General features: G+C 37.5%; 30 protein-coding genes. 1 reads left to right on the forward strand and 29 read right to left on the reverse strand.

All coding sequences use genetic code 11. The features are described from left to right. Positions 1-2: 2 nt before the first annotated feature. The 24 genes from CBF29_RS07740 to CBF29_RS13765 form a co-directional block, all read right to left on the reverse strand. Positions 3-1499, reverse strand: a complete 1497-nt coding sequence (locus CBF29_RS07740; RefSeq protein WP_170170022.1) for a distal tail protein Dit — start codon at positions 1497-1499, stop codon at positions 3-5. Next, the gene (locus tag CBF29_RS07745) at positions 1499-4753 is read right to left on the reverse strand and encodes a tape measure protein (protein WP_126809189.1); all 3255 of its coding nucleotides are present in this window, start codon (positions 4751-4753) and stop codon (positions 1499-1501) included. Before CBF29_RS07745 ends, CBF29_RS07740 begins: the two co-directional genes overlap by 1 nt. Continuing rightward, entirely contained in the window at positions 4746-5432 is a 687-nt protein-coding gene (locus CBF29_RS07750) for a Gp15 family bacteriophage protein (protein ID WP_126809190.1), read from the reverse strand. The genes CBF29_RS07745 and CBF29_RS07750 overlap by 8 nt, the downstream gene beginning before the upstream one ends. 8 nt (positions 5433-5440) lie before the next feature. After that, on the reverse strand, positions 5441-5845 hold the full coding sequence (locus CBF29_RS07755; protein WP_126809191.1) for a hypothetical protein: 405 nt from the start codon (positions 5843-5845) through the stop codon (positions 5441-5443). 62 nt (positions 5846-5907) lie between these two features. Continuing rightward, complete coding sequence (locus tag CBF29_RS07760) at positions 5908-6345, reverse strand: phage tail tube protein (protein WP_126809192.1); 438 nt, start codon at positions 6343-6345, stop codon at positions 5908-5910. Between the two features lie 6 nt (positions 6346-6351). Further along, positions 6352-6753, reverse strand: a complete 402-nt coding sequence (locus tag CBF29_RS07765; RefSeq protein ID WP_126809193.1) for a phage tail terminator protein — start codon at positions 6751-6753, stop codon at positions 6352-6354. After that, positions 6750-7103 (reverse strand): minor capsid protein, encoded by a 354-nt coding sequence (locus CBF29_RS07770; RefSeq protein ID WP_126809194.1) that lies wholly within the window; start codon positions 7101-7103, stop codon positions 6750-6752. Before CBF29_RS07770 ends, CBF29_RS07765 begins: the two co-directional genes overlap by 4 nt. Next, positions 7103-7441: a putative minor capsid protein gene (locus CBF29_RS07775; protein WP_126809195.1), complete on the reverse strand. Its 339-nt coding sequence runs from the start codon at positions 7439-7441 to the stop codon at positions 7103-7105. The genes CBF29_RS07770 and CBF29_RS07775 overlap by 1 nt, the downstream gene beginning before the upstream one ends. After that, positions 7441-7836 (reverse strand): head-tail connector protein, encoded by a 396-nt coding sequence (locus CBF29_RS07780; protein WP_126809196.1) that lies wholly within the window; start codon positions 7834-7836, stop codon positions 7441-7443. The genes CBF29_RS07775 and CBF29_RS07780 overlap by 1 nt, the downstream gene beginning before the upstream one ends. A 3-nt stretch (positions 7837-7839) precedes the next feature. After that, positions 7840-7962, reverse strand: a complete 123-nt coding sequence (locus tag CBF29_RS07785) for a HeH/LEM domain-containing protein (RefSeq protein WP_126809197.1) — start codon at positions 7960-7962, stop codon at positions 7840-7842. Positions 7963-7979: 17 nt separating this feature from the next. Next, positions 7980-8876 carry a phage capsid protein gene (locus CBF29_RS07790; protein ID WP_126809198.1) on the reverse strand — a complete coding sequence of 299 codons (897 nt, stop codon included), beginning with the start codon at positions 8874-8876 and terminating at the stop codon, positions 7980-7982. A 17-nt stretch (positions 8877-8893) separates the two neighbouring features. Further along, entirely contained in the window at positions 8894-9457 is a 564-nt protein-coding gene (locus CBF29_RS07795; RefSeq protein WP_126809199.1) for a phage scaffolding protein, read from the reverse strand. Between the two features lie 127 nt (positions 9458-9584). After that, positions 9585-9842 carry a hypothetical protein gene (locus tag CBF29_RS07800; protein WP_126809200.1) on the reverse strand — a complete coding sequence of 86 codons (258 nt, stop codon included), beginning with the start codon at positions 9840-9842 and terminating at the stop codon, positions 9585-9587. Positions 9843-9844: 2 nt separating this feature from the next. After that, positions 9845-10987, reverse strand: coding sequence for a phage minor capsid protein (locus tag CBF29_RS07805; RefSeq protein WP_126809201.1), 1143 nt, complete (start codon positions 10985-10987; stop codon positions 9845-9847). Positions 10988-10994: 7 nt separating this feature from the next. Beyond that, entirely contained in the window at positions 10995-12524 is a 1530-nt protein-coding gene (locus CBF29_RS07810) for a phage portal protein (protein WP_245987307.1), read from the reverse strand. A 9-nt stretch (positions 12525-12533) separates the two neighbouring features. After that, positions 12534-13856: a PBSX family phage terminase large subunit gene (locus CBF29_RS07815; RefSeq protein WP_211334260.1), complete on the reverse strand. Its 1323-nt coding sequence runs from the start codon at positions 13854-13856 to the stop codon at positions 12534-12536. Then, complete coding sequence (terS, locus tag CBF29_RS07820; RefSeq protein WP_126809202.1) at positions 13840-14703, reverse strand: phage terminase small subunit; 864 nt, start codon at positions 14701-14703, stop codon at positions 13840-13842. Before terS ends, CBF29_RS07815 begins: the two co-directional genes overlap by 17 nt. 46 nt (positions 14704-14749) lie before the next feature. After that, entirely contained in the window at positions 14750-14956 is a 207-nt protein-coding gene (locus CBF29_RS07825) for a hypothetical protein (protein WP_126809203.1), read from the reverse strand. 192 nt (positions 14957-15148) lie between these two features. Further along, on the reverse strand, positions 15149-16411 hold the full coding sequence (locus tag CBF29_RS07830; protein ID WP_126809204.1) for a site-specific DNA-methyltransferase: 1263 nt from the start codon (positions 16409-16411) through the stop codon (positions 15149-15151). Positions 16412-16648: 237 nt separating this feature from the next. Beyond that, the gene (locus tag CBF29_RS07835) at positions 16649-17167 is read right to left on the reverse strand and encodes a hypothetical protein (RefSeq protein WP_126809205.1); all 519 of its coding nucleotides are present in this window, start codon (positions 17165-17167) and stop codon (positions 16649-16651) included. Between the two features lie 7 nt (positions 17168-17174). Further along, positions 17175-17393: a hypothetical protein gene (locus CBF29_RS07840; RefSeq protein ID WP_126809206.1), complete on the reverse strand. Its 219-nt coding sequence runs from the start codon at positions 17391-17393 to the stop codon at positions 17175-17177. After that, the gene (locus CBF29_RS07845) at positions 17393-17806 is read right to left on the reverse strand and encodes a RusA family crossover junction endodeoxyribonuclease (protein WP_126809207.1); all 414 of its coding nucleotides are present in this window, start codon (positions 17804-17806) and stop codon (positions 17393-17395) included. Before CBF29_RS07845 ends, CBF29_RS07840 begins: the two co-directional genes overlap by 1 nt. A gap of 229 nt (positions 17807-18035) precedes the next feature. After that, positions 18036-20294, reverse strand: a complete 2259-nt coding sequence (locus CBF29_RS07850; protein ID WP_126809208.1) for an AAA family ATPase — start codon at positions 20292-20294, stop codon at positions 18036-18038. A gap of 50 nt (positions 20295-20344) precedes the next feature. Then, a complete protein-coding gene (locus CBF29_RS13765) occupies positions 20345-20512 on the reverse strand; it encodes a hypothetical protein (protein WP_170170023.1) in 168 nt (55 codons plus the stop codon). A gap of 151 nt (positions 20513-20663) precedes the next feature. On the opposite strand from CBF29_RS13765, the gene CBF29_RS07855 reads away from it, so the two are divergent. Beyond that, entirely contained in the window at positions 20664-21101 is a 438-nt protein-coding gene (locus tag CBF29_RS07855) for a hypothetical protein (RefSeq protein ID WP_245987309.1), read from the forward strand. Between the two features lie 48 nt (positions 21102-21149). On the opposite strand, the gene CBF29_RS13855 is transcribed toward CBF29_RS07855, so the two are convergent. The 5 genes from CBF29_RS13855 to CBF29_RS07880 form a co-directional block, all read right to left on the reverse strand. Next, positions 21150-21491 (reverse strand): hypothetical protein, encoded by a 342-nt coding sequence (locus tag CBF29_RS13855; protein WP_211334261.1) that lies wholly within the window; start codon positions 21489-21491, stop codon positions 21150-21152. 62 nt (positions 21492-21553) lie between these two features. Then, positions 21554-21781, reverse strand: coding sequence for a hypothetical protein (locus tag CBF29_RS07865; RefSeq protein ID WP_126809209.1), 228 nt, complete (start codon positions 21779-21781; stop codon positions 21554-21556). After that, the gene (locus CBF29_RS07870; RefSeq protein ID WP_245987311.1) at positions 21778-22110 is read right to left on the reverse strand and encodes a YopX family protein; all 333 of its coding nucleotides are present in this window, start codon (positions 22108-22110) and stop codon (positions 21778-21780) included. The genes CBF29_RS07865 and CBF29_RS07870 overlap by 4 nt, the downstream gene beginning before the upstream one ends. A 125-nt stretch (positions 22111-22235) precedes the next feature. Further along, on the reverse strand, positions 22236-22514 hold the full coding sequence (locus CBF29_RS07875; RefSeq protein ID WP_126809210.1) for a hypothetical protein: 279 nt from the start codon (positions 22512-22514) through the stop codon (positions 22236-22238). A gap of 69 nt (positions 22515-22583) precedes the next feature. After that, a complete protein-coding gene (locus tag CBF29_RS07880; RefSeq protein ID WP_126809211.1) occupies positions 22584-24161 on the reverse strand; it encodes a DEAD/DEAH box helicase in 1578 nt (525 codons plus the stop codon). Between the last annotated feature and the right edge of the window lie 9 nt (positions 24162-24170).

The following is a 24170-nucleotide window of genomic DNA, read 5'->3' on the forward strand; positions in this document are numbered from 1 at the left end:
GATTATAACCACCTTTCTCTGTAGGTTAATTTCATTTCGGGTCTTGCCGAAAAGTCCGAATAGGCAATCCCTATCTCATTTTTTCCCGGAACCAACATAATCGGTTTAGATGCCATTTCTTGGATATCCACATTTAAGCCATCATTGACGTAGGTTTCTACCTTACGATCCGTGCAGGCCACATTGACTTTATCGCCCGGCGAAAACATATTAGGAATATCCTGCCAATACTCAACGTTATGCTTTTTAAGTTCTAGCTCGTAGATTGCCATATCCGTTGGATAGTCAGTTTTCCAAGCACCGTTCCAATAAGTCACACCGGCCGCTTCCACTTCCGCTAAGCTAGGATCACGGTACGTAAACCGTTGACTGGTGTTTTTACTACCTCGCTCCAGTTTATCCATGGCAAACGTGAATGTGTCTCCCCGTTTTTCTATGATGGTTTGACCGATAAAATCATTCCACCGATCAGAATTTTCTCGCCAAACTAATTGTTGCTTAACCCAAAACTCACACGTTGATCGGACGGTACCCTTTGCTCGTTTCCACCACAATATCCCGGCTAAAAAATTCCCCTCAGCGTCCGTGATGTTGATTTCTTGAAATCCCAACTCCTGAGTGCCTCGGACATTGTTGTGAGCATAAAAGTGAGTATAGGCCCTCATCCACCAATCTTTAGCAGTCTTAGATCCGTTAGTATCAACATCAAGTTCACGGTAGATAGACGGTCCTGTCCAGCCATCATGAGTCGCTGTGTCTCCAAACGAGTCAGTGATCGTTCTAGTCCGGCCGTTGGCGTCTGTCCCAAAGCGTAGCACGCCATTTTGAACTGCGCTGACATGTTCTGCATATCGGATAAAACCATTGTTATCACGCCATTTATTACGAGTTGGCGGTAGAAAATCATCATAAAGCAAGCGTTCGCTGGCGTTGACATCCACACCGTCCACCTCAAGTGCATTCCCAACTTGTACAGCATTGTCGTTAGAGTCGGCAATTCCAAGAAAGCCGTTCTCTGTCGAGTGCTTAAATTCAAAACTGACTGGTATCGGCGCACTACCTTCATAGTTGATTTCAACAATATCTGTATCATTTGGTAATACCAGCTCTGTTTCATCAATAGAATGAGCTAAACCATCTGGAATCACCCATTCAATATCTCCAAACCCGAGAAAGCTTTTTTCGGCAACATTGATGTCTCCAGTCGGCACAGCCAAATAATATTTGTCAGGCTCATCACTAAAAATCAAAGGTTTTGGCTCAGATACAATGAGTAGTTTAGCCAGTTCTCTACGCTTAGCAATCAAATCGTACCGTAGGACAAACCCCATTGGTATCGTCTTTTCATGGAATTGCACTTGCTGGAATTTCTTCCCTGCCGCATTACCAACCTTTTGAAGGTCAGGTTCCACCGTCATTCCAATGCCACGATCAAGGTTGGTCACTTGAAGATATTTAGTGATTTCCAGCTCTCCAAACCATACTTTAAAATCACTCACTATCTATCACCATCCTTTCGCATACGCCTTTTTGTAAATCTCTCCAATTCTTTTTCTGTATATGGTGCAGTTGACCGTGCTATCTCTTTCCCGTCAACCTCTAAGACATTCTCGATGTATATCGGTGGATATTTATGGTTTTGATTGTAATTATTATTCGTGTTATTAATAATACTGTGTCCAACACCTGCAAATACTGGAGCATTACCTATGACCTGCTCTGCTCGAATTGCCGGTAATTTTATTTGACTAACCGCTTTTTGCATAGATGAAATTGGAAGTTTGGAGTATAAGTCAATACCATCTCCCCAACCAACCATCATGTTTTTACCAATAAAATTTTTCATCCAACGTGATGGTGAATTAATATCCATTGCTCGTTGAATAGTTGCTTTAATTCTTGAAGCAACACTATTTGCAGCTGAGATTGCCACTCCTGAATTGGCATAGATTCCACTAGCAAGACCGGACATGATCTGGGCCCCAATTGACCTCATCTGACTTGGTAAAGGATTGAATGTAGTTCTTAATGAATTAGCGACTTTCGTTATAGCTGATTTTGCATTTGAGCTATTATTATTAATTCCATTGGTTAATCCTTGAACGATGTTTTTACCAAAATCCATGAATTTTTTGGATGGACTATGAATGGCTAATTCATTTTTAAAAGAAGAACTGGTTTCTTTGGCGAGTTTTTCACTCGAATCTTTAGCATCCGATGTACTATCAGTAATACCTTTAGCAACTCCTGATGGCACTTCTTTCCCTAAACTCTTAAAGTCAGCGGCGGCTATAGAAGTTTTCAAAGAACTTGAAACACCAGTAATCATCTTTTCAACGCTTGCGCTAACACCTTGCCCCTCTGTGTCAAAGGCAGTTTTTAATGCAGTGGTTGCTGTTGTTCCTCCGTTCTTAAATACTTCATTCATTTTTTGTAACTCTTCATCTGAAGCGCCAACCATTGCTGCTACGTGTCCTGCTGATTCCGGACCCGCATCACGTAGTTTATTCAAAAGTCCTTCATCAACACCACGTTCAGCCAAAATAGCTATGTTATCCGCCCATTCGCTAATAACACGTTGATTTTCTTCCATATTTGAAGTCATCTGTGCAACAGACATTTCTTGCTTGTCGCTAAGAGTATCAAACATCTCAGTCGCTGCTTCGGAATATTCAAGCCACTTCTCTCGCATGCCATCCACAGCAGTTCTTTGTGCTTCTGACAGTGATTCATACGACACAACTTGACGTAACACACCATTTTCAGTAGCCTCAGTAACTGAATTCATAGCATTGGTTAGTGTTTCCTGTGTTGAAGTAAATTCATCTTTAAGAGCTGCTTGATTTTCTTTTAAGATAGTTTCCTGTTCATCTAGTTCTTTAGTTGCCTCTTTTGCTTCTTTTTTCTTAACAACACCGTCTTCAAGTTTTTGATTCCATTCCTCACGCAGTTCCGAAATCTCTTTGATTTTGGCGTCAACTTCATTTTGCTCTTTTGAAATATCAAGTAGTTGTTGTTGTGATTCGATTAACTTATCTTGATCTCCATAAGCTGCTATCTTTTGTTTTAAAGCTTCCGTTGACATTGATAGATTGCCAGTTTCTTCACTATACTGTAAGTTTAAATCTCCATAGGCTTGATTTAGTTGTTCAATCTGCTCCTTTAAAGATTTTTTTTCTCCGGCAGTTAGCTTTTCCTTAGATGCCAAATCTGATACACTTTTTGCCACATCTTGATAAGCTTTCTTGCTGTTTTCTAAATGGCTTATTTCATCTTTTCTATTAATACTATTTTGCTTGGTGGCATCTGCTAACTGCTGAGTCGAATCAACCAATTTAGACTGCTCTTTATTTAGTTGTTTCGACGCTTCAGTTTCTTTATTTAACCATTTAAATAAAGCAGTTCCAGCAGCAACTAATGTACCTATACCTGCAACTACCCAACCGATAGGACCTGTCATCACTTTTAAAGCGGTACTAAAAGCGGTTGTCGCAGCAGTAGCCAAAGTCGTAACCACCGTATGAGCGCTGATCCCTCCAGTTAAAACACCAATCAAAGCAGTTGATATACTAATGACTCCATTTTGTGCTGATTTAGCAATCACATCTGCTTTTGTCGCTGTCGTATCCGCAATCTGTGCTGCCATTTTTCCTTTGGTAACAATTGTCAAAGCCTTTCCACTCATTGCTGCCATTTGTAAAGCAGCATGATTTCCTAATATTAAGGAGTTAATCCCATCAATTATTTTCAAAGCACCGTAGGCAACTGCTACACCCATCAAAACAGGAGATAAGGTTTTCCCAACAGAAACCGTTCCTTTAACAACACTTGCAAACACCTTAAATAATGGAGTAGTTAATTCAATAGCGGTTCCCATGCTTTTAAATGCAGCATTTATGACTACTTTCATTCCATCAATATTTTTAGCAATTGTTTGACCAGTCACTGCTTTGGAAAGATTATCAAAGCTTTTTAGAATGTTAGCCAAGCCTTTAGATACTGCATTTTTTAGGTTACCAAATGAAGTCGCAATACCTTCACTGTTTACTTTCGCAAGTTCGGCAAGTTCACCGGTACCTGTACCAAGCTTAATCAGTTGGCTTTCAAAATCTCTAAATGTAATCTCACCAGCTTTTAACGCATCATATAAATCTCGTTGAGCTGTCTCTCCCACATAACCCATTGCTTCAGCAGTTTTTTGTAAACCAATCGGCATAGTTTCTTGCAAAGTTTTCCAAGATTGTAAATCCACTTGGCCGGTGGATAGCATTTGGATATATTGCTCCATCCCTCTGTTTGCATCAGCTGTACTAGCCCCACTCGCTAACATGGCATTATTCAATGCTAAAGTAGCATCCGTTGATCGATTGAGATTTCCAGTAATAGCAGTCATCCGCTGGGCGGTAGAAACGACTTCATCAAGCTTTGTTGGTAAGCCATCAATACCATCAGCTAATTTATCAACGCTGACTCCTGATTCTTCAGCAGAAAAACCAAGTGCTCCTAACACCTTAGGAAAACGTTCCATCGTATCAAAACGACTTATTGCAGCATCTAGAGAATTTTTCAGAACTCCCAATCCAGCTGCAGCTACTTTAACTAAACCAAGAGAGGTCACCATATTTTTTATACTGCTTTCGGCTTTTTGAGCTGGTTGTGGAATGCCGCCTAACTGCTTTTTTAAATCAGCTACACCTTTAACCACTGACCCATCTTCCATTTCTATTTCAATAACAACTCTGCCATCAGCCATAGTTAACCCCCTCTCTTAACTCATTTAGTCTTTTTTTAGCATAAGCAACACGTTCTGCTTCGTTCATTAAAGCCATTTTTTGTTTTTCAAATTCCAACTGAGTCTCCATCAATTGTCTTTCTAATTCGTCTTGAGGAGATCTCAAAGTGTAGATTTTTTTAAGATCTTCCATTTCTTTAATACGTTCTTTTGGTGTATCTGTTGATGGTTTCCACAATCTAATTTGCATCACTTCTGCAATTTTTGTATCTCCTGAAAGACTGATAAACAAAGCTTTGAACTCATGCCATTGCATTTTGTTTCTTTCTTTTAACAAATTGATGCCATAATCTTTCAAAAAAGATGCAAAAATAAAGCCGGCATCCTCAACGAATGAGTACACCGACTTATCTTCTACGTTTGAATCAGTAGTTTGTATTTCTTCATTTGCTTTGCCAAATAACTTTTTGGAAATTTCTGCACAAATTAATGCTTGTTCATTAAGATCCCATTGATCAATTTCATCATAAGAAAGACCTAAGTAATTTTTTAAGGTTACTCTAGCTTTCGACTGATCACTGATATTAGAATTTTGAGAAAGTTCTAAATTAGCAAGCACAACGTTAAAGCTACAATCAAATTCATATTTTTTGGAATCAATGGTGATAGTATTGTCAAAATCTCTAAAAAGAGAAAACATTCCATCACCTACTTATCAATTTCAAACATTTCAGCTTCTTTTCGATCTTGCTCTTCTTTGAAATCATTGATTGCTTTCGTTATAAACTCAACCAAAGTTAAATATAGGGCCTTTCGATTGAGTATAGATGGCTGATGCTTTTTAATGATTTCATACGACCCTTGACCCAAAATGAAATCATAGCCTTCCTTTAGCCACTCATCAGCTTTACTAATTTCTCCAAGTACATCTGCAGCTTCTTTTTCGCTTATTTTATCAATTCTTTCAGTAACTTCACTGATACCATTATAGAACCGTTTAATGTTTTCATCAGAATAGCTAAAACGGAACTCTTCAGTGGCAGTACTTCCATCTTCGAATTGCAACTTAATTGGAAAATAATCTCGTTTAATCGGTAATAGTATCTCGTTCATCCGTTATCTCCTCTCCTAGTACTTCATCATTTGATGCCCCGGTTTCAACTGGACCGGGCGCATTAGGGAGTCGTTTCTTTCGGTGTGTCGGTAGGTGTTCCTTTGAACTTAATTGAGAAGTTAAACTGCTGACGTTGACCTGCTTCTCCGCCAAAAGGTACAATATTCAAGACTGTGGCTGGTCCAGATAAGATACGTCCGTCAGGTTCAGTAATTTCTAGATAGCAATCTCTATCTGAAACTTTAACTAATTTCTCGCGGACAAAGTTTTGCGTTTCATCAGAATAAAGGCGATGACCTTCAATATCAATTTGATAATTCAGACCAGTAACATAGGTCTCTTTCCCTCCGATATAGTAAGTTACGTCTTCTGTTTCTTCCTCGAAAGTTGGTGTGATATTAACTACCCCACCACCTAAATCGAACAATTCTTCTTTGTCTTTCCCAACTTTAAACTTCGTAGCCTCAGCTAGAAAAAACTTCAATAATTCTTCATTCATATTATTTTACTTCCTCTCTACAATTATTTGGGCTTGCGTATTAAAAGAAAAAAGCCAGTAACCTTTCTCATCTTGTGCTTTATGGAAAGGTTCGCTTGAATTTATAAACTTTATAAATTGAAAACTACGGTTATTTGATTCAAGATTTTTTAACTCCTCAACAAACTCGGAAATTGTATTTAAATCTTGAATAGCTCGTTTTATGCTTTTAGTCTTAATCATAACTTCAACATTTATTTGTTTTTCTTCGGTACCGTCATAATACTTTACAACAGTCCGACTTCCCGGTAATAAGCTAGTAGCTATACTATCTGTCTCACTCACGATACCGGTTTTAGGGTTCGCAATTAAATTCAACTCACCAAGTTTGCGTGTAAAGACTTCAATAAAATCAAGTGATTGTGTCATAGACCTAACCCCCTCAAGAACACTTTTTCCCAATCCGACATAAACAATCCCTTGGCTCTTAAATCCCAGTAAGGACCAGTCCCTGGAGTGGTCCAATTTTTAATAAAATAAACGCCATGCAGATTTTTAATCATGCCATAGTACATAGGTTTAGCGTAAGGCGTCACCCAATGCAAAGACTTTCTGTCTACACCAATCGTGCCGGTCTGTTGCAATGTTCCCATGTCGTTGGGTACAAATGGCTGCATATCCATCAACATTTGGTTCATCATAATAACCCTTGCACGTTTCAGGTTTCCTGCACTCAGCTTGCGTTCGATATTGGCTATGTCTACCTTTATTTTGACCATCACAACACCTCTAACTCATAATTAAAGATGACATTTTGAAACGGTTCTTTATTAGTAATAACTCTTTGGAGTATATATTCTTTACCGTCAAAAATAATCAGTGATTGTTCCTTAAATTCAGGCAGAGGATCTGTTGCACTCGCAAAACAAAATATCACCGCTTCAGCTATTACTTTGGTTTGGGTAGCATCACGAGAGAACACTTGATTTCTATCAATCCTTACATAATCAATTATGATTGGTTCTGCATACTTAGCTTCTTGATAAACATCATCTGTTCCTTGATATTCACTGTATTTGATGGTGTCAACCAACATTTTAGGATCTACTTTTAACATTAGCTGACCCCCCGAAATAATAATCCGGTACCTTCTAAAACCATCTGAACATCAGGACACAGCAGAGTGACTTCACTTCCTTCAACAGTTTGAGCTTTTCCTCCCCTAGAGATTGTCGTGCGTCCAATAGTGACGTTCATCGGCCTATCGTTGAGTTGTGATGTACTATTGGCTTCGTTTTGCATAAAATACTCAATTTGCAAACCAACCGCTTGTTTAAACTTCTTCACACGCCACTCGTGATCATCATTAAAGCTAACAAATTGATAATAATCACGAGTAATATTGTCCAAAATTAATCCAGCTTTAAAAAGTAGATCACGAAAAGAAAAGGGATCGCTAATCTCAGCAAACCCCATCTTTTTATATTCTTCTTCTGCTAGATAGGTATTCATGATCTAACCTCCTAACAAAGCGACTAACTCGCCTTTAGTGTCTGTAGACTTATAACTGATGCCTTGTTCGTCAAGAATAGCTTTTAACTGGTCTTTAGTCAGGCTGTTATAATCTACTGCCGCCACTCTTGACTGTGGCGGTACTACTCCCCCGTTCCACCAGTTAGCTTAACTTTCAAAACAGCCTTTTTGTTCGCTGGTAAAATAAATTCTCCAGCTTTACCGGCTCCTTGGAAAGCTACCCCATCAAAGTCCTCAGATTCAATCGTCCGTGCCGTATTGATCCCAGTAAACTGTTTTCCAACACCAACGATGGACGTATAAGCCAATTCTTCGCTTTGAAACTTAACTTCTGGTACTTCTTTAATGACAAACCCTTTAAAGGTTAGCAAACCATTAGTATCAATATTAGCTCCAGAATGTTTAGCAGTGGTTGTGATTGGATGATCTACAATGGCATTATATAATGCTGGTTTCACCCAAGCCATTTTAGTTCCAATAGCTTCCATATTGACATATTCTGTTGACAAATCATTAAATAGCTTTAAAACTGCATCATTTGTAATTTCAGCTAATTCAATTGTTTTATCAGCAACTTTTGAGATAAACAAGCCACCCTTATTGTCGAACAATTGAACCTTGGCTTGAGCTTGTAAATCGGAACGGTCTGCGATAGTTGCAGCAAAGTCGTTGTTAACAGTGTGGCGATCAATCCCCTCATGGAATGTCCACTCCCAATCATAAGGCACGTCGGTATCTGTATAGATAATCTCTTTACGATCACCAAAACGTGTGGACTTTCCTGTACCAGTTCCAAAACCTACATTTGCATCTTTGTTATACGCTGTTCCTACTACTACTGGAATATCGCTAGTTTTGATGGAAAATGCTGTTTTGTTATTAGTAACACCATCTAGGGCTTCTAATCCTCCACCGAAAAACTCACTAAAGTATGCTTGTCTTTTGTAAACAGCCTGCAATAACTCCTTGAATTGTTTTTGATATGAACGTACTGCTTGATTGTTATTTTCTCCTGCCATATTTAATTCCTTCTTTCTTAATTATATTTTGCTAATTTTGCTTCAAATGGATCCAATGGCTTGTCGTCCCCCCCATTAGGATTGCCAGGAGTGAAAATTTGCGGCTTAGGATCCGTATTCTGTGGTTCATTTTGTTGGAACAAGAAAGCTTTTTCTTCTTGTAACGTCTTCAACTGCTCTTCTAACCCTAACAAGCCTTTGTCAGTCACTTGGATTGTTTCTTGATTTAACAGATTCAATACGATGTCTTCATCTGCAGGATTAGCTTCCTTCAGCGCCAAGCGAATAGCAAAGTCTTTTTTCTGATTCGCTAGTTTAGTTTCCGCTTCTGTTTCAGCTTCATTATATTTGGTTTGCAACTCAGCTAATTGAGTCGTTAACTCTTCGTTACCTTCAGCTTTTTCTTTCAAGGTATCAAGCTCTGCTTGATTTGCATCTAGTTGTTCTTTATAACGATTCCTCTCCCCCTCCAGCTCATTTACTTGAGTCTTTAAGTCATTTGTGGTCTTGCCATGCAGCGCAATCACAGACTCTAATTGCTCATCAGTCAAACCTAATTCTTTTAATTCTTCTCTTTTCATTTCAATACATCCTTTCGATTGTTTTACGTGGCTACGACCACGATTGGAGCTTTGTTCTTTAACGTCTACAAATGCTAAAAAGACGAAAAATAAAAAGCCTAGCGATTGCTATGCTTTACTACCAAAACTATTCGTACTCATTTTTCAATAGATTCATTGCAACGGTAATTGATTCAGCAAGACTTTTCTTTTCCATTTCTCCCTTGGTGCTTCTTTGTTTTTTTAACATTTCCCTTACCTTAGGATCCGTATAACAAATTGTTGCCTTAGCTTTACAATATTCACACTGCGCATAAGTATGAACTACTCTATTTTTTAACCTGCTTTGCCTTTTTTTAAACCTCGTCATCTTTCCACACTTACCGCACTCAAACCTTTGGCTCATCGTTAAAACCCACCTCTCATTAATACCTCTTTAGGTGTTATCACTTTTTCACGCCCATAATTACGACTCAACCAGTCTGCACCTGCTAGCAACTTTCGCATTTCAGCCTGCTGCTTCCTTAACAATAATTGATACTTTTCTACGCTAGAACTATTTAATTCCTTTAAAACAATGACATTTTTCTTTGTTTTACGAATACGTCGCTCAATTTCTCGTTGCTTGTCCCGTACTTTCGAGCGTTCAATCGCTTCTTCTGGATTGATAGTTGGCTCTCTATCAATATTTACGCCTGGAATAAATGGAAATATAGAATGTCGGCAGTTAATCCCCAAAGTCCCACTAGCTTCTCCGTAACCAAATTCGTAAATGGATGGATACTCACTGTCATTAAGAACTATCGGACGCATATCCAATACTTGCCCTTGACAGTGCGCACATCTAGGTGCGGCATCATAAAGTGAGCTCATTTTCACTGTATGAACACCAAACTCATCCATTCGATCAGTTCTGACTTGATTATATACTCGATTAAGTGTGGACCTCATGACAACATCAACGTATCGTTCTAAGCTCCATGTATGGCCACCCCTGTCAATAAATGCTGATGGAATGCCTTTACTTGCCCAATCTAAAATAGATTTTTCGATTGCTTGTTTTAAAGTAATATTCCCACTGGCAAAAGATGCCATTGTATCATTCAATACATTCTCATACATTTTCATGATAGGACCTTCACCAAACATAGTAGATATCAGTGTCTGATTGACATAATTATTTAAATTAATAAAAACTTGATCTTGATAAGCCTTCATAATCTGGTCAAGATTATTCATTTCTTCTGTAACCGGCAAAGCTTGCTTCAAATAATAATCAATATCTTTATGAGATTGCCTAGCGGTTTCTTCGACAGCCTTTTTTATTAATTCCTCAGACATCCCTGTTACTTCAGCCAACTCTTGATATAACTTTGAATCGAAGAGTCTAGTTTCAGCCATTCGTTCAAGATACCATTCATTGATACCTTCAGTCCCTCTAGATTTCAAACGATTGGCTATCTGTTTAAATATTTCAAGTTCAATTGCTTCATATCGATTAATTAAATCTGCAGAATGCCAGTTTAACCTATCTTGGTCAGCTCTACTCACTCAAATATCACACCTCCGTTTTTCCAAACATTAATTGATCCTGAATAATCTCACCAAGACCACTTTCTTTGATAACAGATTGAACAGTGTCCGAATTAATTTCTTCCAACTCTTTGAGTGCTTCATCTTCAGACATACTAAGTGCTTTCATCATTGCGGATTTTCTAGACATCAATTTATTGTCCAGTAGTTTGATATAATAATCTAACTTCGTGTCTTTATCAGTAAACACACCATCATCAAAATCTACATTGATTTCAAAGGATAAGTTCCCTTTATATAAGTCATAAGCTTGAGCTAATTCAAAAATAGTGACGATTAATTCTTTTAAAGCTTCCTCAATTAAAAGTACATTGTCTGCTCTCGTTCGATACGTTTTTGAATTTTCAAAGACAACTTCTGTTGCTGTCTTAATTCCCTCTTTAATATCAAAAGAAAATGTCCCTGGAGAAAAACCGACATTAGTTTCAGCAATTTGTAAAATAAAATTCATTGTTTTAATAAACTCGTCTGTTCTCAAAGTAGGAACAAATTCGGTGATCTTGACTTCATCAGAATCGCCTTTGAGTAGTTGGAAAATATCGGTATCCGGATCCATGTATCTAATCGGATGCCCTTTGTCATCAATTCTCGTTCGAATGAAATGATCGCTGACAAGTAGTTTAGATGCTGATTTTCTTACTTCGTTCATATACTGATCATAAGTATCATTTAGATTATTAAGCTGTGCTTTCCCATTATCAGCAACACCCATGCCTAACGGTGAGCCTAGTGACAAGTTGTTCTTTCCGGCAAGTTTTATATAAACAAACAAAGGCCGTGATAACCCCTCAATAAAAACATTAGGTTGCAAATTTTCAAACTTATCTACTGAAGTCAACGGTACACGTTTGCCAACTGTACTGGAACTTTTAGAACGATACAGCTCATTAGTAATCAAATATTTGCCATTATCCATCCACTCATGAAATTCTATTAATGTGTAATAAATCGTGTCTTGACCTTCTGCTTGTTGTGAAACAGTAACGATTGCAGCTTCTGACACGTCATTGGTATTACTATTTAACGGATAAAAAGTATCAGCAGAACAATATGAAATTTTTATTTCATTAGTTTTTGGATCAACATACGGTCTTAATGCTAAACCACTAATTGCATAGCCGGTTTCTAGTTCTTCACGAAAATTCTTAGTGAACTTTGATTTTTTAAAGATATCATTTAGAAATTCTTGTGCGCCTTCGTCATCAATAGTTATCGTGCAGCCTTCATTAAATACTAGGCTTGCAAGTTCACTGGCCATAATTTTAGTTGCATTGATTGAACTATATTTCCGAGTGACCTTTTGTCTTTCAGCATTGTAATATTCAACGTCAGGGAAATCATTGCTATAGAAAGCTTTGTTTTTCCTAATGCGCTCATATTCATCTTTCGACATTGCTATTTTGGGATGATCAATGATACTTTGTAATTCATTATTTCCAGTCAAACTATCACCCGCCTTTCTAAACCAATTTTTTATATTTTCGATGATCTTCACTTAATCACCTCAATTCAAATAGTTTTTTACAAAATAATTAACAGAATATCTAAAATCATCCATGGCATGGTTATTTAAATCTATCGGATAGCCGTTAGCGTTTCTAGCGTACATTCCAGCTTCACGAATAAAATTATAATGATCATACACTCGACTCGTCAGCGAATCTTTGTGACTGGTTTCTAAAAGAAAGAATCGACCTTCTGCCAATACATTTTGACAGCGTTCGATTCCTACTTCTATTTTCGTTCCATTGGATCCCACTTTGTCTCGGTTGTTATTATCAGCTTTATCAGTGTCTATCCCTAATTTATGCAATTCTTCTCGTAATGATTTACAAGCCGGATCCACAAAAAAATATTGCCAGTGCGGTAAATCACTAAAGTGTTCATAACACCAAGACACGAAACGCTTAATCTCCATTGCATAAGTACTCATGGCTTTAATATCACCGCTGTACGCTCCACTGTGATAATAGTTTGCCAAACGATATAAATAAAACTTTCCTTTATCAAGAACAACAGCATTCAATGCACACGTAGTCGCATCAGACTGTCCGCCGTCCGCCGTGAAATACACTTCAACGATTGTGCCGGTGATATTGTTTTTAATATGTTTAGGCTTATCACTTGTCGTGTCCAGCATGAAATAGATAACTCCTTCTGGCATGACCCGATTGCCTAACCAATCACGATTATACAAATAATCTGATACTTCGCACTGTTCCTTCCAATCTTTTAACCTTTGTCCAGTTAATATAGGATTATCAAAAGGTCGCCAATGTCTGAAACGATACTTATTTGTTTTTATAAAAGGCTCTAATGTTTCAAGATTCGGATGATTTGGTGCTGGAGGATTCTGTTCGGCTAAATGATATCTAAATTCAGCTGCTAAAGTACGTCTCGTGCTTTCTTCAATGAATAACTTATTTAATAAATTAAACTCTAGGAAAACAACTGTTCCAAATGACATCCCTGTTATAGCACCAACACTGTTGGCTTTACCGCCGCCTTTGTAATAAATCTTTTTTTCACCGTTCGGCAAATTTAACCACAGATGATCTCCGTGTCGATCACTACGCATTTCTCCATTGTTTTTGAAGATATGCTTCAATCCATAACCTTCCCCATCCATAAACATACGATAGGCTTGTTCTTGATTATAAGCTGATACTAGATGATTTTGATCTGGACTAGCAGCATAGATAATGGCCATCTTCTGGATATCACTAAAAGTTTTTCCGGAGCGAATCGTCCCCTCATTCATTTCAAATTCGATTCCCTGAAGTGGTGTATAGATGTTTTCTTTCTGCTTCTCACTCAGCAGTAGCATCGGTATCACCGCCTATTAACTGTTTTCCAATCTCAATTAGATCTAATACTTGAGATTGTTTTTCTTTATCCAACACTAACTTATCAGCCGTGTGTTCAATAATCTTAGCCTTAGCTTCTAATTCTCTCAGCTTCGGCTCAACAAACAACTGATCGGTGGATAAATCATTGAATTGTTTCAACGCATCAGATAACCGTTTAGATACCCTGGTCAAAGCTTCCTCAATCCGCAAAATATCATCAATCTTGCGAACTGACTTCTGCTTCAACTCTGTCATAACGATATCCGGTGTCTCAACTTTAATTTTCCGGCCATCTTTTTTGGATTCAACAACTTTTTTTCTTCCACGTAACTCATAAAGTTTTTGAGTTTCTACGTCAGTCAAACCAGCATTCGCTTTTTTTAATAATAAATACATATCTCTCTGACGTATTCTGAGAAGATTAATCTCTTCAATGAGCATCGAGGAAGAATCTACGTCTTCCTCAAGCATTGCTAATTGTTCCTCAGACAATAAATCAGAATAATAAGTTGTGAACTCACCGGTAGCAACTGCGTTTTTATTTCTTTTTGGCGCCGCTGCTTTTGAATTACCTCTATTCCCCTTGGCATTCTGATTACCTGGCGGTGCTCCGCCTTTATTCTTATTTTCTTTCGGAGTACTCCGTTCATTTGATTGGAGTACTCCGTTCAATTTATCCAGCCATTTATCTTTAGACTTCCATCCACTAACGGTTTTTTCAGAAATTCCTAACTGTTTAGCAATTTCACGATTCATTATGTCCCCGTTAGCTTTTCGGAATATTTCGTATGCTTTATCTCTTTCAGGACTTCTTTTCCTAGCCATCCATCATGCCACCACCTCACAATCTTTTTTGTTGAGTTTTGTTTTTCTATTCTTCGATTTCTTTTAGCATCAAATCTGCCTCAATTAATACTTTTAAATCAGATACACTGGTCAGTTTAATTTCTCCTGACTGCAGGTTACTCAACCATTTTCCTAAAGCAATTCTAATTATTTTTTGATATTCTTCAACAGTCTCACTTCGTTCTAGCGCTTTTTCTATCTGATACTCCAAAAAATCATCATTTTTTACCATTGTAGACCGCTCCCTTATCATATAAAATGAAGTTAGACACAGCGGTGTCTAAAAAACCGACGTCGGTCTATTCGCTGTGTCTTCGGGGAGCGATCCTCGTTGAGCGGTCGAGTGTTAGCGCACTCGGCCTTTTTTATATTTATCACAGCCTTTCAAATAAAATCGTTGCAAGATTCCGGAAAGGCCTGTAACCTAAATTAATTCTGGCTTGATGCTAGTGTACTGCTCAAAACGTTTTAAAATCACATCACAAAATTTTGGATCTAATTCCATTGTGTAACAGACCCGATCCAACTCCTGACACGTCATCAGTGTGCTTCCGGACCCGGCAAACAAATCCACAACGATATCACCACGCCTAGAGCTGTTCCTAATTGGGATAGCCAACAAAGACAATGGCTTTTGAGTCGGATGAATATATTTATTAACATCACCACGAGATACTTCCCAAATCGTTGATGGAATATCTTCAGTTAAATCATCACGCCAAACTGTCGATTGTTTCCGATCTGCATACCATGCTGGAGCTTGCTTATTAATATGAGCATAAAAACAAGGTTCGTGCTGCCATCGATATTGACTCCAACCAAATGTCACACTGTTCTTTACCCAAATACATTGGGACCGCACGAAAATATCATTGACATTCATTGCATTTTCAAATGCTCTTTGATACGAGGAGCTATGAAAAACATAAATAGCTGCATCATCATTCATCAACTCTCGAAAAGATTTAAAAGTTGAGAATAAAAAAGAGTCAAAGTCTTCATCGGACATATTATCATTTAGAATAGTGTCGGCACCTGAACTTTTTAATTCTTCGCTATCACTTTCCAAGGCTATGTTGTAAGGCGGATCCGTCACAACAAGCGCTGCTTGTTTGCCTTGCATAAGCTTGGCCACACATTTCTCATCAGTAGCATCACCACACATTAAAAAATGATTCCCTAATTTAAATAACTGTCCAAGCTGAGTTGTCGGTTCATCAATAGCCTCATATACTTCAACTGTTGGAAAGTCATCTTCAACAATTAGTTTTTCATTATCTTGTTCAAATTCATATTTTGTTAACAGCTGATCAACTTCATCAGCGTCAAAGCCAGTCAAAGAGATTTCTTCCGGTTCAAATTGAGTTAACAATTCGACAAGTTTTTCCTCGTCCCATTTTCCGGATATTTTGTTTAATGCTATATTGAGTTGTTTTTCTTTCTCGATTGTCATATCAACAACTGAAACATGTAATCGTGTATAACCTAAATCCTTGGCTACTTTGACACGCTGATGGCCACCAACGAGATTACCTGTCTGTTGATTAAAAATAGGCGGGTCAACGAAACCGAATTCCTTGAGTGATGCCTTTAGTTTTTCGTATTCTGGCATTCCTGGTTCGAGATCGACTCTTGGATTATATGCAGCAGGATTTAACTCGCTGATTTCCATTAATTGTATTTTCAAGTGTATTCCCTCCAATATATTTCAAACGCCCACAATTAAATAATTTTGAGTGAAAGTGAAAGGATGGGTCACCACCTTTCTTGGTTTAAATTGATATATGTGAATAAATATAATATTAGCTGTGGGCGATTGCCGGCATAAAAAAGAACTCCTGTTATTTTCAGGAGTTCGCATGTTCTATTGAGTTTAATTTCACAATAGCAGTATAACATAAAGGTTGTCCACCTTGTGTCCACGCTATGTCCATTTCTCTAGGTACTCATAACCATACATATAAACGGAAAGAGTATGAATCGCTGCTTCTTCGTGCCTTGCAATTGTCTTTCTATTCATTCTTAATTCAACTGCAGTATCGAATTGACTCATTCTAGGTTGATTGATATACCTCAATTGCAAGATCTGAAATCTTTTACTTTCCTCAGTAGTAACAGCTTTTCGACAATCATCTTGATATTTTTTTAAAGCTTTATCTACATGGACCATCAACTTAGCAGTTTTTGCTTTATGCTCTAGTAGAGTGTCCAAATCAAAACGCCAATCACTCCACAAACTTCCGAGTTGCTCCGTTACCTGTTCGTTAACGATTTCGCAATGTTTTTTTAACTGATGATAATTTACAAGAAGTAGCTTTGTATTGTGGTACATTAAACTTCCTTTTCTTTTCTTCTCAATTTTTTGTTTTTTAACAACTTTGTCACTCACTAATTCTGCTAGAACATTTAATTGTTCATCCGTCAATTCAGTTAGTTGTCGCACTATAAAATCACCTCTTCCAATTTTGATACGCTTCATCTAGCCAAGATAACAACATATTGAATTGTTTAAGGACTATCGGCTTGTTTTCGTATTTATTACAAATTTCTCCTGAAGAGAACATCACCCATTCCCAAAACTCATCCGAGCCAAATCCAAATTTTAATTGATTTTGGTTAGATTGATTGATCCACATAGCAACATCTTTGAAGAATGCGTCATAATCCATTACGTCACCTCTTCAATTTTTATATAGATACCCGGCTTGTCTGCCCAAAATTTTTCTACAACGAGACTGGCAATCTGTGCATCGTTTTTATAAAAGCCTAAGTTTTCCATACAATCCTGCAACAGCTTATTACTATTATCCAAATCTGGCTTTGTATCTTTGTACTCACCATTTTTTCGTTTGCCAGTTCTAGGAAACAACCACTTGACTACCACTCTAAGTGGGCCAGTCATTTTTTCTTCCGGCACATATTTTCCTAAGTGAGCCATCAACTTATTTCGTGCTGCTTTCAATTTATCATCTTCATAAAAAACGGGAACGTGTTTCTTTTTTTTATGATCATAAACTACCTGCACTTGTTTTTGTTGGTGAGTGGTCGTCGGCGGTCTCATCGCCATAAAAAACTCAATCATGTTAACACCTCTTTTTCCGTTATTTTAAGGTGGTATATACCTTTGTTTTTTCTCTCTGTCAGTTCCAAAATTTGTCACGCTGCGTTCTATTGTCTACTCTATCCCTTGAAAAGGGAGAGTAGACAAGAACGGCGGACAGCGGTACGACAACGTTTCTAAGGGTTGTCAACGCCAGTCAACTCTATTTAGCCTTAGACGGATAAATAAGCACTGTCAACGCCAGTCAACTCTATTTAGATATGACAGACTCGTTGACATCTTTTTTAATGATTGTTCCATCTGAAACTAAAAATTTCTTATGTTTTTTTACCCTAGCATAAACAGCGCTTCTAGCAATTTCTAAATAATCAGCAATTGCTTTTACATCTACCGGATCGCCAGTATCACTCAAAACGTTGAACGCCTCTTCTAATTCTTTTTTACTTTTTTCACTACGACTTTCATTCGCTTTCTTTGTGCCTTTTTTCCATTTCTCTTTTGGATCATCTTCTAATTTAATATCTTGAAGCGACTCATCTATTTCATGGATCGGATATTTAAACCAAACATTGACTGGCTTTAATCTAGGGAACTCCCTCAGTATGCCTTCAATTCTCCAAGCGCTTGCTAGTCGAGCTGATTTCATAGCTTCGCTTCTTTCTTTATCAATCAGTTGTTTAATTTGTTTTCCTGTAATGGCAGCATTCAAATGATAGCTCATTTGTTTAAAACTTAACTCATCATCTTGGCTGATCTGATTATATGTAGGATTGTATTTTCTGATAGCATTCACATAAACCTGGCATTGTACTTGGTTTTCAAGTTGTGCATAGCGATCTTCAGTCACTGGCAATTCTATTAAATCCAAAATTGCATCGGGATCCCTGGCGAATACTCCGGATCCACTTGAACGGTCAATCGAATTTTTCCCGCCTTGACTACCCTTTGAATGATGGTGACAGTAAATTACTGCACAATTTAATTCAGTCGCTATCTTATCAAACTGATTGGTAAAGTTAGCCATTTCATGGGCACTGTTCTCGTCTCCAGTCAACACTTTATAAATCGGGTCGATGATAACTGCAATATAGTTTTGTTTTTGTGCTCTCCTGATTAATTTAGGTGCTAATTTATCCATTGGACTCGTTTTCCCACGCAAATTCCAAATATCAATATTAGATACATGTTCATGCCCTTTGTTTAATTTGTTGTAGATTTCAATGAATCTCATTTTTGCAGAATTGCCATCCAACTCTAAATTCACATATAAAACTTTCCCCTGTGCGCATGGAAAGCCAAACCACTCACGGCCTTCAGCAATAGCTATCGCTAATTGCATCAACGAGAAAGACTTCCCTGCTTTTGAAGGTCCAGCAATTAGCATTTTGTGACCCTGTCTCAGCATTCCCTTAATTAATTCAGGAGCCAACTCGATTTTTTGTTCAAACAAATCATCTAAGTTTTCAGGATCAGGCAAATTATCATTCATATCCTCAATGTATTCTTGCCATTCTTCCCAAGAAGATTTCCCGATATTAGTATCAACTAAAAATTGTTTTTTTCCTTGACGGACAAACCCCGGCAATCTAGTTAAACGAGAAGGATTTTTATTTTGCTTATCCACTTTCAAGCCATTTTTTTCAACGATTTTATATAGGTAATCTACTCGTTCCTGATATTGAGGATAGTTCACTGCATCAATTTTTACGATGGCATGAAGGCTTTTGCTGCCACTAAATGATAAAGCAACTACTGGCAGTTCCAGCTCCCGGATAATCTCATTTTGTTGTTCGATGCTCATATTATCTGATTCAACTAGAGCATATTTAAATTCTGAAACATTCGTGTTTTTAACGCCTTGGCCATCTAGCGGATTAAATCGGATCCATGCTCCAGAGTCAGGATTGGGATCCCCCATAACTGCACCGATGTCTCCGCCGGAGTTTTTCAACCCTTGGATAATATCTCCTGCAGTTTTAGTATAGACACCTGAACTTTTAGGGATCCATTTTTCAACCTCGCCATTAGTGTGGAGATAACCGTCATTCACGTAGCCAATAATATCCCCTGGATTGAATACTGCTTCCAAATAATCAATAATCTGTTTCGATGGATTCCAGTTTTTAGGCTCAGCTATTTCTTGACCAAGTACCCAATCTGTATTGACTAATTTATAGTCTTTATCTACAGCTGTTGGAATAAAGCTGTCATTCCAATCAAAGAATGTATCATCGGCATCTGCCCATTTACTTTTCCAGCCATTTTCCTTAGCTAACTGTGTGATAGTAGCTCCTGTCACTGGTGAGCCTGTCCCTTGGAAAGACTCCCATTTTTTAAAGCATTCACCATCATGGTAACGCCTAGGATCTCGACTACTCCATTCTTCCCAATCGGCAACTGAATATCCTTCTTCTTTGAGGGCCATACCTACGTTGACCCATTCTTGATAGTTAAGTGTTGACGGATCCACATATTCTAATAATGCTGTTAGGTCTAATTTGTTTTCCATGTAAGATCCTTTCTGTTTGCTTTTTATTACTCTGTATTATCGGCAAAATCTCATTCCTTTGATGGCAATTTTCTAAACTTAGGTTCTCGCTCTTCAACTGTTGCCAACATGAGTTCCATGCCATTGAACATACCTAACATATATTCGTTATGATTCCATGTACCATCTTTTCCCTGAATATCTACTAATTCTTGTAAAGACTTAATTATTTGCTCCATTATTTTCTTCCTTTCTGCTTATTACGTTACATAATCATTTATTTTTACCATTTAAATCTTTTGTGCTCTAACTTATCACTACAGTAAGCAGATTTTTTCGAGATATTGTATAATGTTATTGAGGAAAAAATCCAAATAAGGAGTGATAAAAATGAAAAAAAGTAATTTTTTTGTTATGACGATTTTGTCAATTGCTAGCTTTATGTTTCTGGTTGCTTGCAAACAAAGTACCAATACTGTTGTTTCTATAGATGAAGTTGATAAAGCAATTATTTTGGTTAAAGACAATGAAGATCAAGAACGGAAATGGACAGCTCAAGACCAAAACTTCTTAAAAACATTATTGGGAAACATAAACCTTTTGTTTGATGAATCTGATGAAAATGCTCAACGTTTCGATATGGAACTGACGCCAGAACAAAGGGATCAATTTGAATACCATATAAATTTTTATAAAAAAGACAAACTTGTTCAAGAAATTAAAATTTCAAACAGAAATAACGTGGACATAGGCAAAGAAAACTTTGTCATTAAAAAAGATAAAGAGTTAGATAGTTTAAAGAGTCATTTACTACTAGTTGCTGAATAGAATTCTGTTTGATAAATCAATCTATTCTCTCTTGATTAGTTATAGTTATCAGCATTCTTCCTCTAACCTAAATAATCTTTTTTTACATTCAGCACAATAAGCAATCGTACCATCAACGTAAGTTAAATTATCGTGCATTCCGCTATTATCTGTTTCCTTACCATCAAATCTGCGATAATGGTCACATTTTCCATAAATTCTAGTTTTCACATAATACTCCTCGGAACCACAATGAGGACATTTTGTCATGCTTTCTTTTTCGACTTCTCGTACAGCTTTTTTTCTATCTGAATAATCTTCCAGTCGGCACCATTTACAGCAATACTTTTGGTCGCTTCTTGTAGGGTGATATTTCTCTCCACAATTCCAACATTTTTTTAAATCGCTCATTTCCCCTTTACCTTTCTATTATTCTAAGTTATCGGTATTTGCCTATATTGTTATAGTTATCGTTACTTTTCTAAAATATCAGAAAATATATATTTCAACGCAAACTCGAAGTCCTCATACGCTTGTAGTGCAGTAACACCTGTATATTTGCCGTCCTTAAAACCTTTTATCATCATTTGATTCGCCCCGTGTATAATATTTATTTGTTCAACCAAATCGTTATATGCCTGTTCGTAATTTAATTTATTTTCCATTATTTTTTCCTTTCGATTAGATACAGTAGTCATCATTTTTCCAGTAGTTCCGGATTTTCGTAGATGTTGCCGATGACGACTAAATCGGCTGTATGATTGCTCGTATCAGCAACGTCATTGAAACTATATGCGGTCTCTGGATAAATTCCTTGAATATAAAAATAGTAATCATCTTTTTCCACAGTACCTGCATAGCTGTACGCTCCGTCCTCAAACTTAACAATATCTCCCTCATAAATCTCAACACCATTTTTATCTTTCAAGCCAGTGGATTGCATGAGGATTTGGTCGTGATCGTAAGAAACAATATTTCTACTTTCTCTATAGCCGATTAACCAAAAATCGTCCCCATCATCTTTTTCCATGATTAATTCTTCCCAAGATCGCATAACTTTACTATCTTTATCCCATGCTCTAAATTTAGGTAAAATATTAATCACCCTTTCTGCCGATTACATTGAATAATCAGTTTTTATGTTTTGCAGTCTTTTTACCTACTCCCTTGTAGACGTTGATTCCGACGACTAGCTTTATCAATCAAATGGTTCACCTCTGCTGCAATAGCTTTACCATCAATGCAGACGGTGATGCTCTGCTCCTTGCTACTCACAATAGCTTGGAGCTCTTTATTTTTTCTATCTTCAAGAACAACAGCTGTTGCTGTTTTAAGTAGCGCATCCGCACTAAAAGCTGAATTAAATGTTTTTTGCGCCATAAAATACACTTCTTGTATATCATCAATTATCTTCTGAATATTTTTCTCATTCACTTGTAGTTCCTCCTTAAAATATAGATATTTTCGTCTATATATCTATCACATAGACGTAATTGTCTATGTTTATCCCTTATATTCCGCCGGATTTATATCAAATGGTATTCTCCATCCATTGGATGCAATTCGATTGATTAGCTTACGTGCTGATTCAAATTGCCATGTCCCAACGTGCTGGAAACCTCTTTGTTCCAAGAACCTGATTTGTTTAGGTGTCGTTAGACCTTCCATTCTACGTTTGTTTAGTCGTTCTAATAACTTAGTAGCCTTGCCAGCATTATCAATTTCATCAGGAAGGATTCCGAGTTTTTCTAATGCTTTGACTTGATTTTCAGTAGGTGGCCCCATTTCCCATCCAAATGCAGGAACGTAACTTGATAAGTCTTCAGCTTGAATGCTCATTTCAAACTGCAGCGGATCCACTAGTTTCTTTTTGCGACGTCGCATTTCTTTTAACTGTTGCGCTAGAGCTTCCTCACGCTGAGAAACAACATCTTCCGTTGCTTGTTCAATCGCATCTTCAATATCAATGGGAATGCCTGCCTCTTCAATATTTTCTGTCATTTTTTTAGCCACTTCATCATTTTCAGAAATTAAATGTGCCGGATGACAAAGCTCGTGTCTTTCTGTGTGCCAAAGAAAATCTAATAAAAGCAAGTATTCTTTACCTGGATGCAATCTAGTCCCACGTCCTACCATTTGACTGTAAAGGCTGCGAACTTTAGTCGGACGGAGGACCACTATACAATCCACTGACGGACAATCCCATCCTTCAGTCAATAGCATTGAATTGCAAAGAACATTGTATTTATCATTTTCAAAATCTTCTAAGATTTCTGCCCTATCCTTACTTTCACCATTAACTTCTGCAGCTCTAAACCCTTTAGAGTTGAGTATCTTTTTAAATTTCTGACTAGTCTTCACTAACGGTAAAAACACGACTGTTTTCCTGTTTTGACAGTGCTCCACCATTTCCTCTGCAATTGACTCGAGATAAGGATCCAATGCAGTGCCTAGATCACGAGTTTTAAAATCTCCAGCTTGTTGACCAACTGAAGTTAGATCAACCTTAACTGGCAATGTCAGCGCTTTGACGGGCGACAAATAACCTTCTTTGATAGCAGCAGGCAACTTGTATTCATAAGCCAGTGATTCAAAGTAACTCCCTAAATTACGCATATCACCCCGGTCTGGTGTTGCAGTCACTCCTAATACATTTGATTCCTCAAAATGATTCAGCACTCGTTGATAACCATCAGATATTGCGTGATGAGCTTCATCTACTACAATTGTGTCGAAATAATTTGGAGGAAACTGGCTTAAACGTTTTTCACGCTGCAGTGTTTGGACCGATCCGACGACTACTCGGAAAAAACTTCCAATACTTGTATTTTCAGCTTTTTCTAATGATGTTTTTAACCCTGTTGCCTTTTCTAATTTTTCAGATGCTTGATCTAATAACTCACCCCTGTGAGCGAGGACGAGCACTCGCTCGCCCAATCTCACACGATCTTCAATGACTTTTGAAAAAACAATAGTTTTGCCTGTCCCGGTTGGTAAAACTAATAAAGTTCTCTTTTTTCCGTTAGCCCATTCCTTTTGGATCGCTTCTCTTGAATCTTGTTGGTATGGTCTAAGCTCCAATAGAATCTC

It is taken from the genome of Vagococcus elongatus, assembly GCF_003987645.1.
Taxonomy (GTDB): domain Bacteria; phylum Bacillota; class Bacilli; order Lactobacillales; family Vagococcaceae; genus Vagococcus_A; species Vagococcus_A elongatus.

Excerpts from the sequence above, each read along its gene's own strand:
- CBF29_RS07745 (WP_126809189.1), bottom strand. The coding sequence starts at position 4,753 with ATGGCTGATGGCAGAGTTGTTATTGAAATAGAAATGGAAGATGGGTCA.
- CBF29_RS07750 (WP_126809190.1), bottom strand. The coding sequence starts at position 5,432 with ATGTTTTCTCTTTTTAGAGATTTTGACAATACTATCACCATTGATTCC.
- CBF29_RS07755 (WP_126809191.1), bottom strand. The coding sequence starts at position 5,845 with ATGAACGAGATACTATTACCGATTAAACGAGATTATTTTCCAATTAAG.
- CBF29_RS07760 (WP_126809192.1), bottom strand. The coding sequence starts at position 6,345 with ATGAATGAAGAATTATTGAAGTTTTTTCTAGCTGAGGCTACGAAGTTT.
- CBF29_RS07765 (WP_126809193.1), bottom strand. The coding sequence starts at position 6,753 with ATGACACAATCACTTGATTTTATTGAAGTCTTTACACGCAAACTTGGT.
- CBF29_RS07770 (WP_126809194.1), bottom strand. The coding sequence starts at position 7,103 with ATGGTCAAAATAAAGGTAGACATAGCCAATATCGAACGCAAGCTGAGT.
- CBF29_RS07775 (WP_126809195.1), bottom strand. The coding sequence starts at position 7,441 with ATGTTAAAAGTAGATCCTAAAATGTTGGTTGACACCATCAAATACAGT.
- CBF29_RS07780 (WP_126809196.1), bottom strand. The coding sequence starts at position 7,836 with ATGAATACCTATCTAGCAGAAGAAGAATATAAAAAGATGGGGTTTGCT.
- CBF29_RS07790 (WP_126809198.1), bottom strand. The coding sequence starts at position 8,876 with ATGGCAGGAGAAAATAACAATCAAGCAGTACGTTCATATCAAAAACAA.
- CBF29_RS07795 (WP_126809199.1), bottom strand. The coding sequence starts at position 9,457 with ATGAAAAGAGAAGAATTAAAAGAATTAGGTTTGACTGATGAGCAATTA.
- CBF29_RS07800 (WP_126809200.1), bottom strand. The coding sequence starts at position 9,842 with ATGAGCCAAAGGTTTGAGTGCGGTAAGTGTGGAAAGATGACGAGGTTT.
- CBF29_RS07815 (WP_211334260.1), bottom strand. The coding sequence starts at position 13,856 with ATGCTACTGCTGAGTGAGAAGCAGAAAGAAAACATCTATACACCACTT.
- terS (WP_126809202.1), bottom strand. The coding sequence starts at position 14,703 with ATGGCTAGGAAAAGAAGTCCTGAAAGAGATAAAGCATACGAAATATTC.
- CBF29_RS07825 (WP_126809203.1), bottom strand. The coding sequence starts at position 14,956 with ATGGTAAAAAATGATGATTTTTTGGAGTATCAGATAGAAAAAGCGCTA.
- CBF29_RS07840 (WP_126809206.1), bottom strand. The coding sequence starts at position 17,393 with ATGGATTATGACGCATTCTTCAAAGATGTTGCTATGTGGATCAATCAA.
- CBF29_RS07845 (WP_126809207.1), bottom strand. The coding sequence starts at position 17,806 with ATGATTGAGTTTTTTATGGCGATGAGACCGCCGACGACCACTCACCAA.
- CBF29_RS07850 (WP_126809208.1), bottom strand. The coding sequence starts at position 20,294 with ATGGAAAACAAATTAGACCTAACAGCATTATTAGAATATGTGGATCCG.
- CBF29_RS13765 (WP_170170023.1), bottom strand. The coding sequence starts at position 20,512 with ATGGAGCAAATAATTAAGTCTTTACAAGAATTAGTAGATATTCAGGGA.
- CBF29_RS07855 (WP_245987309.1), top strand. The coding sequence starts at position 20,664 with ATGAAAAAAAGTAATTTTTTTGTTATGACGATTTTGTCAATTGCTAGC.
- CBF29_RS13855 (WP_211334261.1), bottom strand. The coding sequence starts at position 21,491 with ATGAGCGATTTAAAAAAATGTTGGAATTGTGGAGAGAAATATCACCCT.
- CBF29_RS07865 (WP_126809209.1), bottom strand. The coding sequence starts at position 21,781 with ATGATGACTACTGTATCTAATCGAAAGGAAAAAATAATGGAAAATAAA.
- CBF29_RS07870 (WP_245987311.1), bottom strand. The coding sequence starts at position 22,110 with ATGGAAAAAGATGATGGGGACGATTTTTGGTTAATCGGCTATAGAGAA.